General features: G+C 55.6%; 16 protein-coding genes. 7 read left to right on the top strand and 9 right to left on the bottom strand.

Annotation, left to right across the window (positions count from 1 at the left end):
• The first annotated feature begins 134 nt into the window (after positions 1-134).
• Together fhuF and AAF463_RS02955 are read left to right on the top strand one after the other, a co-directional pair.
• Positions 135-929: a siderophore-iron reductase FhuF gene (fhuF, locus tag AAF463_RS02960; protein ID WP_192412438.1), complete on the top strand. Its 795-nt coding sequence runs from the start codon at positions 135-137 to the stop codon at positions 927-929.
• Between the two features lie 95 nt (positions 930-1,024).
• A complete protein-coding gene (locus tag AAF463_RS02955) occupies positions 1,025-1,489 on the top strand; it encodes a YbaK/EbsC family protein (RefSeq protein WP_008107722.1) in 465 nt (154 codons plus the stop codon).
• On the opposite strand, the gene AAF463_RS02950 is transcribed toward AAF463_RS02955, so the two are convergent.
• The 4 genes from AAF463_RS02950 to AAF463_RS02935 form a co-directional block, all read right to left on the bottom strand.
• Positions 1,486-2,706: an MFS transporter gene (locus AAF463_RS02950; protein ID WP_101762192.1), complete on the bottom strand. Its 1,221-nt coding sequence runs from the start codon at positions 2,704-2,706 to the stop codon at positions 1,486-1,488. The two genes, AAF463_RS02955 and AAF463_RS02950, sit on opposite strands and share 4 nt — an antisense overlap.
• Positions 2,707-2,947: 241 nt before the next feature.
• On the bottom strand, positions 2,948-3,925 hold the full coding sequence (locus AAF463_RS02945) for a nucleoside hydrolase (RefSeq protein ID WP_110867476.1): 978 nt from the start codon (positions 3,923-3,925) through the stop codon (positions 2,948-2,950).
• Positions 3,926-3,937: 12 nt separating this feature from the next.
• Complete coding sequence (locus AAF463_RS02940) at positions 3,938-4,960, bottom strand: LacI family DNA-binding transcriptional regulator (protein ID WP_350261503.1); 1,023 nt, start codon at positions 4,958-4,960, stop codon at positions 3,938-3,940.
• A gap of 75 nt (positions 4,961-5,035) precedes the next feature.
• Positions 5,036-6,418: an MFS transporter gene (locus AAF463_RS02935; RefSeq protein WP_101762195.1), complete on the bottom strand. Its 1,383-nt coding sequence runs from the start codon at positions 6,416-6,418 to the stop codon at positions 5,036-5,038.
• 584 nt (positions 6,419-7,002) lie between these two features.
• Here AAF463_RS02935 and AAF463_RS02930 point away from each other — a divergent pair.
• Positions 7,003-7,557, top strand: coding sequence for a histidine phosphatase family protein (locus AAF463_RS02930; RefSeq protein ID WP_217549168.1), 555 nt, complete (start codon positions 7,003-7,005; stop codon positions 7,555-7,557).
• On the opposite strand, the gene AAF463_RS02925 is transcribed toward AAF463_RS02930, so the two are convergent.
• Entirely contained in the window at positions 7,554-8,507 is a 954-nt protein-coding gene (locus AAF463_RS02925; protein WP_350261502.1) for a WD40 repeat domain-containing protein, read from the bottom strand. The two genes, AAF463_RS02930 and AAF463_RS02925, sit on opposite strands and share 4 nt — an antisense overlap.
• A 414-nt stretch (positions 8,508-8,921) precedes the next feature.
• Here AAF463_RS02925 and AAF463_RS02920 point away from each other — a divergent pair, with 414 nt between their 5' ends.
• A complete protein-coding gene (locus AAF463_RS02920; RefSeq protein ID WP_101762198.1) occupies positions 8,922-9,935 on the top strand; it encodes a capsular polysaccharide synthesis protein in 1,014 nt (337 codons plus the stop codon).
• Here AAF463_RS02920 and AAF463_RS02915 read toward each other — a convergent pair.
• Positions 9,909-10,832: a LysR family transcriptional regulator gene (locus tag AAF463_RS02915; protein WP_101762199.1), complete on the bottom strand. Its 924-nt coding sequence runs from the start codon at positions 10,830-10,832 to the stop codon at positions 9,909-9,911. The genes AAF463_RS02920 and AAF463_RS02915 overlap by 27 nt on opposite strands.
• 120 nt (positions 10,833-10,952) lie before the next feature.
• On the opposite strand from AAF463_RS02915, the gene AAF463_RS02910 reads away from it, so the two are divergent.
• Both AAF463_RS02910 and opgB read left to right on the top strand, forming a co-directional pair.
• Positions 10,953-11,342 carry a tautomerase family protein gene (locus tag AAF463_RS02910; protein ID WP_101762200.1) on the top strand — a complete coding sequence of 130 codons (390 nt, stop codon included), beginning with the start codon at positions 10,953-10,955 and terminating at the stop codon, positions 11,340-11,342.
• A 213-nt stretch (positions 11,343-11,555) separates the two neighbouring features.
• Positions 11,556-13,847, top strand: coding sequence for a phosphatidylglycerol--membrane-oligosaccharide glycerophosphotransferase (gene opgB / locus AAF463_RS02905; protein WP_350261501.1), 2,292 nt, complete (start codon positions 11,556-11,558; stop codon positions 13,845-13,847).
• On the opposite strand, the gene AAF463_RS02900 is transcribed toward opgB, so the two are convergent.
• Positions 13,844-14,557: a GNAT family protein gene (locus AAF463_RS02900; RefSeq protein ID WP_350261500.1), complete on the bottom strand. Its 714-nt coding sequence runs from the start codon at positions 14,555-14,557 to the stop codon at positions 13,844-13,846. The genes opgB and AAF463_RS02900 overlap by 4 nt on opposite strands.
• A gap of 107 nt (positions 14,558-14,664) precedes the next feature.
• Between AAF463_RS02900 and AAF463_RS02895 the strand changes: the two genes are divergently transcribed.
• Entirely contained in the window at positions 14,665-16,113 is a 1,449-nt protein-coding gene (locus AAF463_RS02895) for a PLP-dependent aminotransferase family protein (protein WP_350261499.1), read from the top strand.
• Here the strand turns inward: AAF463_RS02895 and AAF463_RS02890 are convergent.
• Together AAF463_RS02890 and AAF463_RS02885 are read right to left on the bottom strand one after the other, a co-directional pair.
• Positions 16,110-16,622, bottom strand: a complete 513-nt coding sequence (locus AAF463_RS02890) for an RcnB family protein (protein ID WP_101762204.1) — start codon at positions 16,620-16,622, stop codon at positions 16,110-16,112. The two genes, AAF463_RS02895 and AAF463_RS02890, sit on opposite strands and share 4 nt — an antisense overlap.
• A 156-nt stretch (positions 16,623-16,778) precedes the next feature.
• The gene (locus AAF463_RS02885; protein WP_350261498.1) at positions 16,779-17,924 is read right to left on the bottom strand and encodes a serine hydrolase domain-containing protein; all 1,146 of its coding nucleotides are present in this window, start codon (positions 17,922-17,924) and stop codon (positions 16,779-16,781) included.
• Positions 17,925-18,043 lie beyond the last annotated feature (119 nt).

Raw genomic sequence — 18,043 nt, 5'->3', positions numbered from 1 at the left:
CGGCGCAATTTATTGCGCGATAAAACGTGCCGCGACGAAATGTGCGTTAACAGACGCATGTGCAGAAATGTTGTTCAAAATGCTGGGAACGATTATCATTTGTCTCTCGATTCCCGTTATCACTCAGGACCAGCATGGCCATCATCACGCGTCAGGATCATCGCTTCAGCGAGCATCCACTGATCTTTATGCAGAGCGATCGCAGTTTAGCGAGCGCACTGGAAGATCTGATGCGCGATCAACGCAGCTACATGCTGGATAACCTCAAGCTTGGCCAGCCGGCACCCGCCGGGACGTTAACCCTGGCTGAATGGTCCAATCCGCTTCATTATCGCCGCCTGACACAGCGCTATAGCGATTATCTCTATCGCGATCATCCTGATGTGCAGCAGGAAGCTAAGCCGCTGCAATCGCTGTGGGCGCAGTGGTATTTTGGCCTGCTGCTGCCACCGCTGATGATGGCGTTATTGCAGGAACCGCGTGCGCTGAACTGCTCGCCGCATCTGATTCACGTTGAGTTTCACGAAAACGGCCATCCGTGCGCTTTCTGGCTTGATGTGCAGGAAGATGAGGATGCGCGCTATCTCAATGCCCAGCAGCGTATCGATCGCCTGATTCAGCAATGCCTGATTCCGGCGGTTAACGGCATGACGCAGCACGGTGATATCAATGCGAAGCTTATCTGGAACAACATGGGCTTTTCGTTTTACTGGTTCCTAGGCGAGTTGAAAAACCAGTTGCCAGAAGAGACGATTTTGCAGCTGGAACAGGCGCTATTTTTTAGCAAATCCCTGCTCGATGGCAGCGATAATCCGCTGTATCGCACCATGATCCCGCGTAATGGCGAAATGGAACGACGCAGCTGCTGCCAGCGCTATCGTATCCCCGATGTAGAACGTTGCGGTAACTGCACGTTAAAAGCGGTGTAGCCCCCGCGCATTCTGTTACAGATTCTCCTTTTCTCCCGTTTACACTTTTCCAGGCTTATGGCATTTTTTCGGCTCTGTTTTTACCGGAGATAACAATGAGCCTGGAGTCGGTACGGCACTTCTTTGCCGAACATGCACCGGATATCGACATCATCGAGATGCCGGAAAGCACCGCCACCGTTGAGCTGGCCGCACGCGTTCATGGCGTTCAGCCTGGGCAAATCGCCAAAACCCTGTCGCTGAAAGTGAAAGATGCCATCGTGCTGATCGTTACGCGCGGCGATGCGCGTCTCGACAACCGCAAGCTGAAAGCTGCGCTCGGCGCCAAGGCGCGCATGTTAAGCGTGGATGAGGTGGTGAACTGGACCGGACATCCGGTCGGCGGCGTTTGCCCGTTCGGGCTGGAAAATCCGCTTACCGTCTATTGCGATGTGTCGCTGCGCAGCTTTGATGAAGTGCTGCCCGCAGCCGGATCGATTCATAGCGCGGTGCGCATTTCGCCGCAGCGCATGGCGGAACTCACCGCGGCGAAATGGGTTGACGTCTGCGAGGCGCTTTAAGACGACTCGCGCGCGGCGGCACCGGAGATTTCGATGCCGCGCGTCTCGCGACCAAAGGCCACTAACACGCAAATCAGCACCGCCACCGTTCCGGCGACAATCGCCATACCCAAACCATAATTGCCGCCGTGCGCCTCGGCGATACGCGACTGCAGCGTCGCATTCACGGAGGCGATCAAATTCCCCAGCTGATAGACAAAGCCCGGCAGCACCGCGCGCGCATTGGCGGGCACCAGTTCGGTAAGATAGGTCGGCACCACGCCCCACGCGCCCTGCACCATAAACTGCATCAGAAACGCGCCGATACCGATCATCCATGAACCGCTGGAGAAGGCCCACAGCGGCAACACCGGCAGCGCGAGGAATGACGCCAGAATAATCGCGCGCTTGCGGCCAATGCGCTCGGAGAGTGCACCAAAGGTAATGCCGCCCAGCATCGCCGCGATGTTGTAGCTGATGGCAATGATGCTGACGGTGTGCGGATCAAACTGATGCTGCACTTTCAGGAAGGTGGGATAGAGATCCTGCGTACCGTGGCTGAAGAAGTTAAAGCAGGCCATCAGCAGCACCATATAGATACAGATTTTCCAGTGCTGGCGGATAATCGGCAGCAGCGCATTGCTCTCTTTCCGCTCGCGCGCCGCCAGCCACACCGGCGATTCCGGCACTTTGAAGTAGATAAACGGCAGCAGCAGAATCGGCAACGCGCCAATCAGGAACATGCCGCGCCAGCCGACCGTTTCGAAGAACAAACCAAAAATCACCGACGCCAGCAGATAGCCGCACGGATAACCAGCCTGGAAGATGCCGGACATCAAGCCGCGCGAGCGATCCGGAATGGTTTCCAGCGCCAGCGACGACGCCACGCCCCAAATCCCCCCCATCGCCACGCCGTAAATCACGCGGAAACCGAGGAACGCCGTGAAGGTGGGCGACCACGCCGACAGAAGCTCAAACGCCGAGAACATCACGATATTGAGCATCAAAATCGGTCGGCGGCCATACTTCTCCGCCAGCCGACCAAACAACAGCGCGCCGATCGGGCGCACGGCGAGCGTGAGCATGATGGCAAGAGAAACATCGGAGACGCTGGTATGGAAATACTGGGCAAGATCGCTGAGGACAAACACTAAGATGAAGAAGTCGAACGCATCCAGCGTCCAGCTCGCGAAACTGGCAAAAGCCACGTTGCGCTGGGTCGCAGTCCAGTTGAACATGTTGGTATCCTGTCTGATTAGCTTCCGGTTCGTTGGCCGGATTTATAGTAGAAGTTACCGCGCGAATAATTTCACGGGTTACTAATTTGTTAACTATTTGTATATAGCATGTCAGAAAGGCGGGCTGTGGCGGGAATTGTCAGCGAGTGATGCGCGGTGTAAAAAAACGTGTCATTGATGGAGGCAATATCCTGTAGCGGCGCGTTTTATCGCGCCGTTACGGCAGGTGCAGTCAACAATTTTATAACTGATTAAATGCCTTTTCGATCATCTCAAGCAGCAGCGCATTATTAACGGTTTGAATCACATGCACCAAGGCGCCGGTCTGCGGTGGCACGCCAATATCCAGCCGCAGCGGCGTGCGATAACGCCAGCTTTTGCCGCGCGTGGCGCCAGGTCGCAGCTCAATATCCACATGATAATCCACGCCGTCGGCGACACGCTGATTCAGCAGCCACGCCACCACCAGCGCATCGTGTATCCAGCAACCTGGCAGATGACGGGTGCGGATCGAATAATCGATCCACGGCCGCAACGTCTCGCGCACAAACTGCGGCAACGGATGATCGTTAGCGGTCAGTCGCGTGAGATCCTGCTGCGTCATCAGAGTTTGCGTGGTGGCGTCCATTGGTACCAGCGTGATGGCAGCACCGCTGTGCAGCACCTGATGCGCGGCTTCCGGATCGAGGCCAAAATTGGTGTCTTTGATGTAATCATCCAGCGCGAACACACCGCCCATAATCACAATCTCTGCCACCGATTCAGCCATCTCTGGATAACGCTGCAGTGCCAGCGCCACGTTGGTCAACGGGCCGATGGCTACCAGCGTAAACTCGCCGGGATTGTCACAAATCAGTTGGCCCATGACGCCAGCCGCATCATGTCCATCCGCCGGAATACGCTGCGGTTGACGAACGCCGCGCCACAGTTCACCGAGCTTTTCATCAGCAACGTGGTCAAGACGCGCACGCCACGGCGCAGGATCTTCACGCAGCGCCTGCAGCGCGCCCTGCACCACCGGAATGTTGCGTCCCAGCCGCTGCAGCAGATCTTTCGCAACCTGCGCACCCACCGCGCTCGGCGTGTTGCCGGTCACAGTGGTAATCAGTTCCAGCGACAGTGACTTTGAGGCCAATGCTAACGCCAGCGCGAGGCCGTCATCGGTGTTGGCGCCCGCTATACCGTTTCCCGGATCACAATCAATAATCAATCTTTTCATAGTGTTATAATTTTATTCTTGTTGAGCAAGCTGGCAGCCACAGGACTCACCGATTTCTAAATGGTGAGGAAATTCCGCCAGCTTCGCGTCGCCATCCCAATTTTTGAGCATAGCAATCGCACTGCGCGCCATATCGCGCAGCGGCTGACGTACGGTGGTGAGCGTCGGCACATGAAACGCCGACTGATCGGTACCGTTAAAACACACCAGCGCGACATCCTGCGGCACGCGCAGTCCATGCTCCGACAGCGCACGAATGCAGCCAATCGCCTGGCCTTCATTACTGGTAAACAGCGCGCGCGGCACACGACCGCTGGCCACCATGCGCTGCGCGGCGTCGTAACCGCCCTGCCGCGTGTAGCTGGCAGGGAAAATCATTGCCTCATCTGCCAGCAACCCTTTCTGCGCCAGCGCATCGCGCCAGCCGTGAATACGGTCCTGCGCGTTAAGCATGTCCAGTGGACCGCTGATCATGCCCACCTGCTGATAACCGTGGCTGAGCAGATGCGCGGTCACCTGGCACGCCGCTTCGCGCTCATTGACGCGCAGCATGCCAACGCCTGGACGCGGCTCAATGCGATCCAGCATCACCAGCGGCGTACCGCTGGCCTGAATCACATCGATGTAGGGATGGCGATCGACGCTGTTGTAAAACAGGCCATCAACCTGGCGATTTAACAGGCCCTGAATAATCTCCAGCTCGCGTTTGCGATCGTCGCCGGCATCCCCCAACAGCATGACGTGGCCGTGATTCATCGACTCCTGCAACAGCATGTGCGCCATCGAGGCAACAAAGGGATTGCCGATGTTTGGCACCACTAAACCAAAGGTTTTAGTGCTGCCCGAAGCCAGCGCGCGCGCCACCGCGTTGGGGCGATAGCCGGTCTGTTTGATCGCCTCCAGCACGCGCTGACGCGTGGCTTCTGCCACCGGACGCGGGCCGTTATTGATCACGTAACTGACCACCGCCACCGAGGTGCCGGCGATTTTTGCCACGTCCGTGCGCGTTACGTTTCCGGTTTGAGATTTCGCCATTCCTTTGCCCCTGCGTAAATGCCATTGGCCGGAATATCCGGCCAATGGGGGTTGTGATTTACGCGATCCTGCTGGTCAGATGGCATCTTCCGGCAGATTGAGATCGCGTCCGCGCGTTTCCGGCGCCACGAAAGTGGTGAGAAAACCGATGCTGGCCATCGCCGTGAAGTAAACCGCGATCGGCCACCAGTGTCCGGTAAACGACAGCAGCGCCGCCGCCACTAATGGTGCGGTGCCTCCTGAAAGGATAGACCCCAGCTCTTTCGCTACCGCCATCTTGGTATAACGACGTTTCACACCAAACATCTCGACGCCCCACGCTGCCTGCACGCCGAAAATACCCAGCGATGCCAGCGCCATGCCGACCACAATCACCGCGATGACAATCGTCGGGTCGCGGCTGTCCATCAGGCTAAAGGCGGGCCAGGCGTAGAACATCAGCAATAAGCAGAAGCAACGATAGGTTATACGGCGACCGAAGCGATCCGACAGCCAACCGGCAAACGGAATAATCACGAAGCCAAGTAACGAGGCGATGAACACCGCGGTGGTGGGCACCGACTTATCGATCATTAGCACTTTGGCGACGTAACCGACGATAAAGCCCTGCGCCAGATAAGAAGGGCCGTTTTCGCCGATGCGTAAACCCACCATGGTCCAGAAGGCGCGGGTGCGACGCCAGAAACTGCGCGTATCCACTTCTGCTTTCGCCTGCGCCAGCGTGGCGTTTCGTTCAGCCTGCAATTCCGCCTGCTGGCGTTCAAACACTGGCGTTTCTCGCAGATGACGACGGATCCACAACGCCACCACCGCAATCAGTACGCTGCTGAGGAACGGAATACGCCAGCCCCACGCCAGCAAGCTCTCTTTGTCCATCTGGATCACCGCCAGCCAAACCAGCGAGGCGATCAGCGTGCCGCTGTTCGAGCCCAGCGCAATCACCGATGAGACCAAACCGCGACGCTCAACCGGTGCGTATTCGCCCAGCATCACTGTGCCGCCGGACAACTCTGCGCCCGCCCCCAAACCCTGGGTAAAGCGCAGCAGCACCAGACACGCCGGTGCCCAAACGCCAATGCTGGCATAGGAGGGAATTAAACCGATTAATGTTGTGGAGGCGCCCATCAGAATGATGGTCGAGATCATCACCGTTTTGCGGCCTTTACGATCGCCGATCCAGCCGAACAGCAAGGCACCAATCGGGCGGGCAATAAAGCCAACCGACCAGGTGGCAAAACTCGAGAGCAAGGCGATAGTCGGCGTGGCTTCGGGGAAGAAGACATCACCAAAGATAATGCCGGCAGCGAGGCCATACAGCGCAAAATCCGCATATTCCATCGCGGTGCCGAGCCAGCACGAGAAGGTGGCGCGCCAGAAATCTTTGCGGCCGGATGATGTTTCAAGCCGCGCGTCGGCAGCTGAGGAGGATGTCAGTGAGCTTTGTTGCGAAACCGTCATAACCCAATCCCTGAATGAGGTAAAAACAGCAAACGCCCTTCCGTGGGTCAGTTCCCTTACAACAAGCGGAACTCCCCGGTGGCGACGTTCAGTAGGCAAACCTGGATGAAAAATCAGTAATGAATTCCCTGGTGTTGGAATCCGCTTCTTCGCCTGTTCCCGCCGATGTAATTTTCATCGATCGCATTAGTAAGGCAAATGTAACTGGGTCATCTCAAGGCCAACTTCGTCTCTGGCACCGTGAGTTATCACTATGGGCATAGTCTATCTACGCGCGTAGATAAATCAAGCAAAAATAGTGATATTTATTAGATAAACTTCACTATAACTCATGAGCACAAGATAAAAGAAGCGTTAATTCATGACATTACATCTAATGCGCGTATGCAAGAAATGTCTGATTACAACGTAATTAACGATTATTGCTTACCATTTAACGGCGCATACTGCATCTTCATCGCGCTGGTTTTCGCACAGTTCAGTTAAAGTTTAATGACACACCCGCAATATTCTTAAATGCCGTCACCGGTGCGCGACTGACTCAGCGTCTGCATTACACTGGAGAAAGATCACTCAGGAGCGCTATGACCATTATTCTTATGCGACACGGTAAACCCGATCATCCGGTCACTGGGCGCTTCACGGCTCGGGCGCTGGCCGACTGGTGTGAAGGTTACGATCAGGCTGATATTTGCGACTCCCCGCCGCCGCGCAGTCAGACCATTGCGCGCCTGGCGAGTGTGATCGCCACCAGCCCGCTGCCGCGCGCCCGTTCGTCATTAACGCGTCTCGGTTTACAGCCGCACGCGGTGGATGAGGTTTTTAGCGAAGTGGCGATACCGACGTTGCCGTTTGAGCGTTTACATCTGCCGCTCAACGTCTGGCTGGCGCTATTGCGCTTGTTGTGGCTGTGCGGCTATGCCGGCCATGTCGAATCGGTGCAGCATGCGCGTGAACGTGCCCGTCTGGCGGCGGATAAACTGGTGGTGCTGTCGCAGCAAGGCACGGTGTTATTGGTTGGGCACGGCATCATGAATAAGCTGATTGCACGCGAGTTACGCAAGCGCGGCTGGCAAGCCGAAAAACATGCCAGCAGCCGCCACTGGAGCAGTGCGATTTATCATCGCCCGTTTATTTAAGATTTGAGCTGAAAGTAACTCAGCACTTCGCAACCGGTACCGGCCTGCGGCGTGGCAATCACTTTCATCTGCTGCAGATCAATCAGGCTGAGCGAACCGTCGCCCTCATTAGCAATCAGCAAGCTGTGATTATCCTCACTGAAGCAGCCATCCATCGGCTTGTTGCCAACATGAATATCGCCGAGCGGATTGAGCAGCTCGTCAAACAGCGTCACCACCGGCTCCTGATCGCCAATCGCCACCAGCCGCTCGCCGTTGGCACTGAAGCGCACCACCTGACACGGTTGCTGGTGGCCCGGCAACGTCAGGCGCTGGCGGATACGATGGCTTTGCCGATCCACCACATACAGCAGCGGCGCATCGGCGGCGCTCGCCACCAGATAAGGATGTTTCGGCGAGGCGGCGATGCCGGAAATCGAGCCGGGCATCAGAATATTGTCAATAATCCGCCCTTCCGCCTCACACAGATCCACCACGGTAATGCTGGCGTCCTCTTCATTCTCGGTAAACAACTTGCGACCGCTGGGCGACAAAGTGAGTCGGTGCGCATTGTGCGAAGGCAGCTGAATGGTTTTCTCCACGCGATCGCTAACGGGATCAATCACCGCCACCACCGCGCTGTTTTCACAGCAGAGATAAACTTTACCGTCTCGTCCCAGCTGGCCGCTGTGCGGTGCTTTTAACGGCGACAGATCGATAAAACCACTGATCTGCCGCAGGCGCAGATCGATGATCGCCACTTTGTGGCCGGGATGCGGATTGTCGCCGTGAATGCCGTCGCCGTAGATCGGCACGTAAGCTTTCTCCAGCTGCGGCAGCATCAGAAGCTCGTGTGGACGCGGCGGAAAGGCATTTAACTCTTGTTCAACGGCAAAGGTTTCGGGATTGAGAAACAGCACGCGATTGCCCTGCTTATCGACCGCCAGTAATCCACGGTGGTGTCGCTGCATAGTGTCTCCTTTTGTTCGTCACCTCCTTTAAGCGTAGCCAACCCGCAATCAGGAGGGGATTTTCGCGGCAGGCCAGCGAAAAATGCAGCGAGGTTAACACGTGATCTCACACGCAATTTTTAATCCGCCCCGCGACTTACGCCACGCTATTGTTATTTTATTAGGAATAGTCTTAATGAGATAAAATAGAATAATCAACAATCCACGCGGTTATTTATCGTTAATTTAAAGCTTAACGGATCCTTGATTTTCCGGTTTATCTGAAAGGATCAAAAAGTGATAGCCGCGCCGCACAGAATGTTTTATTAAGCATAGGAGAGTACTTTTTTACACACAGCCTAAAGGACAATCAAGAGCGCTCAGCGCCGCGATCAGGGACGCCTTGCCACCATAATCACAATAATCAGGTGCATCATGAATAAAAAACGCCTTCAGCCAGCGTTAACCCTCTGGCATAACTGGAAAAGACTCGCTTTTACCAGCCAGACTTTCCTGCAGAAAAAACAGCATAATGCGCTCTGTGCGCCGGAATACGATCCCAGCCAGGAGGACAATATCGTGTTACTTTCTGGCGAAAAAGATCTGCCAGAGATTCCAAAGAAAGTCTGGATGTATTGGGATAATGAATATTTACCGAAATCAATGGCGTTAAATATTAAAAAGATTCGTCAGGATAATCCCGATCATGAAATTCATTTATTAAATCGTTTAACGATAAAAGAAGTTTTACCGGATTTTATCTTTACCTCGACCCAATTAACCGCCCAACAACGCAGCGAAGTGATTCGTCTGGAATTACTGTTGCGTTACGGCGGCATTGCCATTGATTGCAGCACTTTATTATTTGAAGATCTCTCCTGGGTACATCGCGCGCATCAGGAACGTCGCATGGATGTGATTGGTTATTATCACGAAAACGCCACCGTCAACTATCTCGCGCCGGTGATTGAGAGCTGGTTCCTGGCGGCAACCGCCAATAATCCCTTTATCCGCGAGTGGCAAAAACATTACGCGCCGATCAAACATCTCGGCGAACAGAATTACTTCAGTGAATTGACCAAGCGCGATGATTATTCCCTGCTGACGCAGAAAATTGCGCAGCCGCAGCAGCAATTAGGTTCTCTGGCGCAGCAGATCGCCATGCGTGAACATCGCCGGGTGAATCTCTATCTGCGTAAATGCGAGGCGAACGCTTATTACTATCAGCGTTTAAGCGGCTGGAAAAGCGAGGCGTTTGCCCACGCGGTGCTGTTTCACCAGCGTCCACTCACGCCGCCACCGGTGATTAAACTCAGCGGCAATGAGCAGTTGCATCTCGACTTCAACCTGCGGCTCGGCAACTACAACCGCGGCAGTTTGTTGGGTCAGATGATGCAAACTCCTGCGCCGATCGCGCTGGCATCACCCATCAACAAAGCGCGCGCGTAACCAGTGAATTAAGGTGGTCACCGCCCGTGGTACCTGTGCGGCATACGGGCGCACCACCCACAACCGGTCGGCGAACGCATCCACCGCTTGCCACTGCGGCAGCACCTGCTGCAGCGTGCCGCTGGCGAGTGCCGCGCTGGCACTGAAATCCGGCAGCATCGCAATGCCCAAACCCTGCAATGCGGCATCGCGGATCGACTCGCTGTTGTTGGTGGCAAAGTTGCCCTGAATCTTCACCTGCACGGTTTCGCTGCCGCCGTCCGCTAATCGAAAGCGCCACTGCGGCGATTCGAGTCCGCGCGGATAATAAAGACAATTATGCTGCTGCAACGCCTGCGGTGAATCCGGCAGGCCGTTTTGCGCCAGATATGCCGGCGACGCCACCAGCAGCGCGCGGGTTTCACACAGCGGCAGCGCAACATGGGTTTCAGGCAGGCTATCACTGTGGCGAATCGCCAGATCAAAGCCTTCACTGCCGAGCGACACCAGACGATCGGTGACATCCAGCTGCAAGCGCACCTGCGGATAGTCGCGCAGGAAATCGCCAATGATCGGCACCAGTTGCTGACGCGCAAACGCCACCGGCGCTGTGACGCGCACCATGCCACGCACTGGACCGGCTTCATCGCGCACGCTGAAAAAGCTCTGCGCGATACGCGCGAAGGGATCGCGCAGCTCATCCACCAGCTTTTCACCGGCGGAAGTCAGCCGCACGCTGCGAGTGGTGCGCTGCACCAACGCCACGCCCGCCATCTTTTCCAGCTCTTTAATCTTCTGACTCATCGCCGCTTTGCTGACGTCTAATCGTTCCGCCGCGCGCGTAAAACTGCCGAGCTCAGCCAGCACGGTTAACCAGTGCAAATGGACCCAAAGGCTATCGGTTTTAATTTCTTTCATATCGATTGTTCAAAATAATAAATAATCAATTCAACCAGCGCGCTTTTTCTTTCCGGCAGCAAGCGGCAGCATAGCGCCACATCCTACTCTTTTCATGTGAGCAAAAACGAGGTTTTATTTATGCCGTTACTGACATTCGACGTTATTCAGGGCCGTTCAGAATCAGAAATCCGCACATTGCTGGATGCCGCACACCGTGCGGTCTTAACCGCCTTCAAAGTCCCGGCGCGTGATCGTTATCAGATTGTTCACGAAAACAAAGGTTATCAGATGGTCTTTCAGGATACCGGCTTAGGCTTTGCGCGAACCGACAATCTGGTCATGGTGCGCGTATATACCAGCCCGAGAAGTGAAGAACAGAAGTGCCTGTTTATGGCAGAGTTAGCACGCGAGCTGCTGGAAAATTGTGGCGTACAGGGCACGGATTTGATGATTAGTTTTATCACCAACAGTAAAGGCGACTGGAGCTTTGCCGACGGCGAAGCGCAATACCTCACTGGAAAACTCTGATTCCCTTCTCTGCCCTCACTGGCAGCAGCCCGTCCGTTGCTGCCAGGCTAAACCACAGTCAGCCTGAACCCGCCTTAAACGAATCGGAATGCATCGCACAAATCTGGTTGGATGTGTTGCAGCCATGTGACACCCAATATAGATTGTCGCAAAATCCCCGCAGAGGGTCGTTGGCGCAAGGATTGCGTATTCATTCAAAATGAGGATCTGACGTTGTCCGAATTGGTTTCGGTTGTACTCTTTTTGGCTGCGATTGCAGTCTACTCCTTCAAAGCCGGGCGAAATAAATTTTGGTTTAGTCTGATCCTGCTGCTGCTCACGCTGTTTATCGTGCTTAACGTCACGCTGGTCGCCAGCAACTATTTTACCGGCGATGGCATTAATGACGCGGTGCTGTATACCCTGACCAACAGCCTGACCGGCGCGGGCGTGAGCAAATATGTCGTGCCCGCCATCGGACTGATCATCGCGCTGTTCTCGCTATTTTGCCTGCTTTCATGGTTATTGCGCCGCCGTAAGCGGCCGCATCACCTCGGCTGGAGTTTGCTGGCGATTGCCTGTGCTGCGGGTTCGGTACAAACCACGCCTGCGTTCCGCCAGGTGAAAGAGCTGATCGCCTCACATTCGCGCCTCGCCGATTCGGACTTCGAAACCTATTACAAAACGCCTAATAAGGTGATCACCGAGCCAAAGCTCAACCTGGTCTACATTTATGGCGAAAGTCTTGAACGCACCTACTTCGATCAGCAGGCATTTCCCGGTCTGGCCCCGGAACTCAGCCGCGAAAAAGATAACAGCATCGATTTCAGCCAAACCGAACAATTGCCTGGCACTGATTACACCATCGCGGGCATGGTGGCTTCACAGTGCGGTATCCCGCTATTTGCGCCTTTTGATGGTAACGCCTCGGCCTCGCTCTCCAGCTTCTATCCGCAGAATATTTGTCTGGGCGACATTCTGAAAAACTCTGGCTATGAGAACTGGTTTATTCAGGGCGCCGATTTACGCTTCGCCGGTAAAGACACTTTTCTGCTGTCGCATGGCTTTGATGCGGCCAATATGTATGGCTCGCAGGAGCTGAAAAGTCGCGTCGCCGATCCCGGCTATCGTAATAACTGGGGCTACTACGATGACACGGTGATGGACGAGGTGTTTGAGAAATATGAAGAGCTATCGCGCGCGCAAAAACGCTTCGCATTGTTCACTCTCACCGTCGACACCCATCACCCGGATGGTTTTATCTCGCGCAGCTGCCAGCGCAAAAGCTACAGCTATGATGGCAAACCAAACCAATCCTTTAGCGCGGTCGCCTGCTCGCAGGAGCATGTGGCGCGTCTGATTGAACGCATCAAAGCGTCGCCGTGGTTTAAAAACACCATCATCGTGGTGACCTCCGATCATCTGGCAATGAATAACACCGCGCATCAATACCTGATCAAGCAGCCGCGCCGTGACCTGTTTATGGTGATTCGTGGCGATCAGCCACAGGCGGAAGTGCTCGACGCCAAACGCAGTACGCTGGATAACGGCGCCACGGTGCTGGATATTCTCGGCGGGGATAACGCGATTGGACTTGGTCGCAGCGGCCTCTCTTCCACCTCGCTGTCAACCGAGTTTGAAGACATGGCGAAGCGCGTCACGGCGTGGAAAGCGGATATCATTCAACTGTGGAATTTCCCCAGTAAGATGGACAGCTTTACCGTCGATCAACAAAAAAATACCTTCAGCTTCTCCGGCGCAACCTTCAAATTGCCGATTCTGTTCCGCGTCTCCGATAAGCATGTTGAACCGCTGCCCGAAGGCGAATACGCGGAGCCACTGCGTTATCAGCTGGCTAAATTTGCTGCCGACGACAAATTCGTTTGGGTCGATCGCTGCTTTAAAATGGCGCGCCTGTGGCAGCCAGATTTAGCTCTGTCGAACGATTTGTGTGTTTCGATGGGACAGATGGGCGCCAAACCGAGCGTTACCCGCATTGATAAACCGCAGTGGAAAGCGAAAGTCAGCTTCCCCAAAGCCGAAGTGAGTGCGGCAACCTTCCAGCTCAACGAGCAGCAGATTCGGATTGAAGACAATGCGATTCGCTACAACGCAGACCGCTTCCTGTTATCAGTGCCTGGCGCGCCAACCAGCGTGAAGAGTTTTAAAGGGATATCTCGCCCGGAAGAGTGGGGACGCTGGTCAAATGCCAATCTGGCGCCGGAAGTGAATATTGAGTACACCGATCCGCTGCCGAAACGCTTTGATGTGGTTATCACCGCGCGGGCGTTCGGTCCGAATGCGCACCGTCCGATTCCGGTGCGCGTTGGCGATGAAGAGCAGCAACTGAATTTAGGTGAAGATTTCTCCACCACCACGCTGCATTTCACCAATCCAACCGGCAGCCGCAATTTGATCATTGCGCCGCCGGAGCCGCAGGAGTCAAATGTCGGCAATATTATCGGCCAGGATCCCCGCAAACTGGGGATCGGCATGGTGGATATAAAAATAATTCCGCAAAACTAACGTAGGGTGCGCAGCGCCTCCAGCTTTTCGCGTTGCGTCCCCTCCGCCGTAAAGTTCTCTGCCGCCAGCCAGCGTTCGAAGCCCTGTTTCACCTGCGGCCAATCGCTATCAATAATCGAGAACCAGCAGGTATCCCGGCTGCGGCCTTTATAGACAATCGCCTGACGGAAAGTCCCTTCGAACTGAAACCCTAAACGCTGTGCCGCGTTTCGTGATGGCTGGTTGCAGCTGTCGCACTTCCACTCATAGCGCCGGTAGCCCAGTTGCTCAAAGGCGTAGCGCATCAGCAGATAGTGCGCTTCAGTGGCCATGCGCGTTTGTTTGAGCAACGGCGAGAAGGCGACGTGGCCGATCTCCACCGATCCGTTTGTCGCATCGATGCGCATTAACGCCAGGCTACCGACCGCGCGGTTGCTAACGGGATCGATCACCGCGAAATGCATCGGATCACGTCCGTTTTCCAGCTGACGCGCATAGGCAATATAGGCCGCTTCATCGGCAAAAGGTTCGGCGAACATATAGGTCCAGTCACGGCCATCTTCAGCCAGCGCATAGGCAGCATAGAGTTCGCGGCCATGACGCTCGGCATTCAGCGGTTCAAGGCGGCAATAGTCACCGGTGAAGGTTTCATAGCTCGGCCAGGCGCGGGGTTGCCAATCTGGCAGCGGAAATCCTACCGGTTGTCCGTAATCATTCATGTGTTGCGACATAGCTTAATTCCTTTATCAGTCAGGGCCAGAATCGCAGAGTGCCACTTTGCTGGTGTGTTAAAAAGCGCCACAATGGTTGAAATTGATGGATCCACGGAACCGCGTAAATGAGTGATATTGCACTGCACCGATTATTATTGGCCCCGCTAGAGACCAACGGCGAGCTGACGCTGCAACAGCAGCTGTTCCAGCGTATCAAGCAGGCGATTCTGACCGGCAAACTCGCTGCCGGTACGCGTTTGCCCGCAACACGCCAGCTGGCGCTGGATCTCGCGGTTTCACGCAATACGGTGATCGCCGTCTGGGCGCAACTGCAGGCTGAAGGATTTTTGCTGAGCGATCGCCAGGGCAGTCGCATCAGCAATATGGCGCAGCTACCGCAGGAAACTCAGCCGCCCGCCAGCAGCGAAATTGTCTTGTCACCGCGCATCGCTCAGTTGCGATCCAGCCATCGCACATTGAGTCAGGAGATGGCGCTGCGGCCCGGCGTTCCTTCGTTAGCACATTTCCCGTTGGCTCAGTGGCGACGGGCGCTGAACCGCGTGATGCTGCATCAGCCGCAGCAACTGCTGGGCTATGGCGATCCGCTCGGCGAACGCACGCTACGCGCCGCGCTGGCGCAGCATCTGGCATTAGCGCGCGGCGTGCGCTGTACGCCCGAACAAATCGTGATTACCGAAGGCGCGCAGCAGGCATTAACGCTGTGCGTGGCGCTGCTCAGCAGCCCTGGCGACATCGGTTGGGTGGAGGAGCCGGGATATCGCGGTGCCAAAGCGGCGATGCGGCTGGGAGATATGCATATTGAACCGATAGCGGTCGATGCACAAGGTCTGGCGCCGCAGCCGCAGGACTGGCAGCAGCGTCCGCCGCGCCTGATTTACACCACGCCAACGCACCAATATCCCACCGGCGCAATCATGAGCGCACCGCGTCGTCTGGCGCTGCTGGCGGCCGCGCGGCAACAGCAAACGTGGATTATCGAAGATGATTACGACAGCGATTTTCGTTACAGCGGCGAGCCAATCGCCGCCATGCAAGGCATGACGCAGCCAACGCCGGTGATCTACGTCGGCTCGTTCAGCAAAACGCTGTTTCCGGCGCTACGCCTCGGGTTTATGGTGTTGCCGCCGCAGTTGGTCGCGCCGCTGCGCCCTGCGCTGCATGAACTGCTGCGCGGCGGGAATCGTCCTGAGCAGCAGGCGCTGGCGCTGTTTTTACGCAGCGGTGATTTTAGCCGTCATTTGAGCAAAATGCGCCGTCTGTACCGCCAACGGCAGGCGACGTTGCGACAGGCATTGCAGCAAACGTTTGGCGCACAGGTTCCGTTGCTGGGCGGCGAATGCGGCATGCATCTGGTGTTATCACTGGCAGCGGATCAAAACGATATGGCATTGGTGGATCGGCTGATCCAGAGTGGCTACGCGCCGGGCGCGCTGTCGGGATTTTATCTCGGTGAGCAGAAGCAACAAGGGCTGGTGCTGGGTTACGGTAACACCAGCACCAGCCAGATTACGGCGGGCATCGCGCAGTTAGCGCGTCTGCTGCGCAGGAATTAACCGCGGAAGAAGATTTCGCCTGATTTGCCCATCACGATCTTACCGGTGTCATCGGTGATCAGGATGTAGTTGGCATTGATGTACGCCCAGTGCGTGCCTGGCTGCGGCGCTGGCAGATGGCGTGGCTTCCACTCAACAATGGTGTACTGTTTTTTACGGTACTCATCTGGCACCACATCGCCCACTTTGTACTCTTTGTAGTCGATGATGATGGTGTTCAGATCGTAGTTGTTTGGCGCAGCCGCATTACCGCTTTGCGGTGGACGAATCGGCGCGACATCGCCGCTGGATTCAGCCGGTTCATTGCTGACAGGCGCATCGGCGGCCGGCGCCTGAGCGGGTGCATCAGCGGCGGGTGCCTGGGTTTGCGCGTCGGGTGCGGTTTGCTGCACCTGTGGCGGCATGGGTACGGCGTCTGTTTGCTCGCCTTCCGCCAGCGCGGCCGGAGCAAGGCTTAAAGCGCCCAGAAAAATTCCTGCAGAAAGAAGATTGACGTGTGTCCTGCGCATGGGTGATTTCCACTCTGGTTAATTATTAACTGTCCATTTAACTGACACGTTAAGCACGCAGAAGGTTCCCCCGGCGCGCTTAGCGCGTCAAATTTCGCTGCTCAGCATACCTCAGCTCAGGCGCTTTTTGGCGCAGTAAAATTGCAAGCAACCATGTTAGTTTTTGTCGTGCGCTTTATTTGCCAGATCCATCAATAACGCGATGCCCAGATAGTTACTCCAGTTAAACGCGTTCTGCAGCACCACAATCGCATTGCCGTTCTGTTTATCAAAGCCAATAAAGCTGGAGTAACCGCCGATATAGCCAACCTGGTAGGTAATCTGCTGATCGCCGTAGGTATCCGTAACCCAGGCGATATTTTGTGACTGATTGCCGTGCTGTTCGTAGCCGTGATTGACCTGCGCAAACGCCGCATTGAGCGAAGCGCCCGCGCCGTCATGCAGGTGCGCATCCAGATAGCGAATCAAATCGCGCGCGTTGCTGTAGAGGCTGGCGGCCGCCACCATATTGTTTTTAAACGCCCAGTCCGGCGTGATTTGCCCGCGAGGAATTAGCTTAGGCTGATCGCCGGCATGGCCGAGCGCACGCCACGGATAGCCGCGCAGGCTCTGCGGCTTGAAGCTGCTGCTGGTCATGCCCAGCGGCTGGAACAGATTACGCTGCGCCAGCGTTTCGATGTCCTGATGGAAGCGATATTTAAGGATGTAGCCCAACAGCGCATAGCCGAGATTGGAATAGCGCGCGCCGGGATGCGCGGGCGCGTCAAAGTCGACCAGATAATCCAGCACGGCATCGCTGTCGAGGTTGCCATAAAAGTTCTCGCCGCTACGCAGATAGCTCATAAATTTCATGAACATCGGCAAGTCCATATCCTGACGCGGCAAGCCCGAGGTGTGCGTCACCAGTTGCAGCAGCGTGATGCGTTTGGCATCGGCGCTGAGCGGCACGTTGGGCGGCAAAAGCGTCTCTAAGGTGTCGTTCCAGTGCAGTTCACCGCGATCCACCAGCTCAATAATCACCTCCGCGGTGATACCTTTACTCAGCGAGCCGAGCGCAAATAAAGTGTCTGGCGTAATGGGATAACGGTGCAGCGCATCGGTGACACCAAAACTGTAGAATTCAGACTGGCTGCGTTGATGGATAATGGCGATGCTGATGCCAGAAACCTGCTTTTGCTGCATGTAATGGCGCACGATGTCATCGACGTTTTCATTAAATGTCGCGTGCGAAAGATAGACTTTATCGCTGACGGGCGCGGAGGTTTGCGACAAGGTGCCGCAGGCGCTGAGCAATACGCTCATGCCCAGCACAATGATGCATATTGTTAAACGATGGCACAGCACCCGTTTATTCCTGGCGAAGGTAATCATGGCAATGGATTGAGCGAATTTTTATGTTTTATAAAGGGTGAGACGGGTGT

This window comes from Pantoea sp. BJ2 (genome assembly GCF_040255075.1).
GTDB lineage: Bacteria > Pseudomonadota > Gammaproteobacteria > Enterobacterales > Enterobacteriaceae > Pantoea > Pantoea leporis.
The sequence above is the reverse complement of the archived record's forward strand: the minus strand, read 5'-3'. Positions and strand labels throughout refer to the sequence as shown.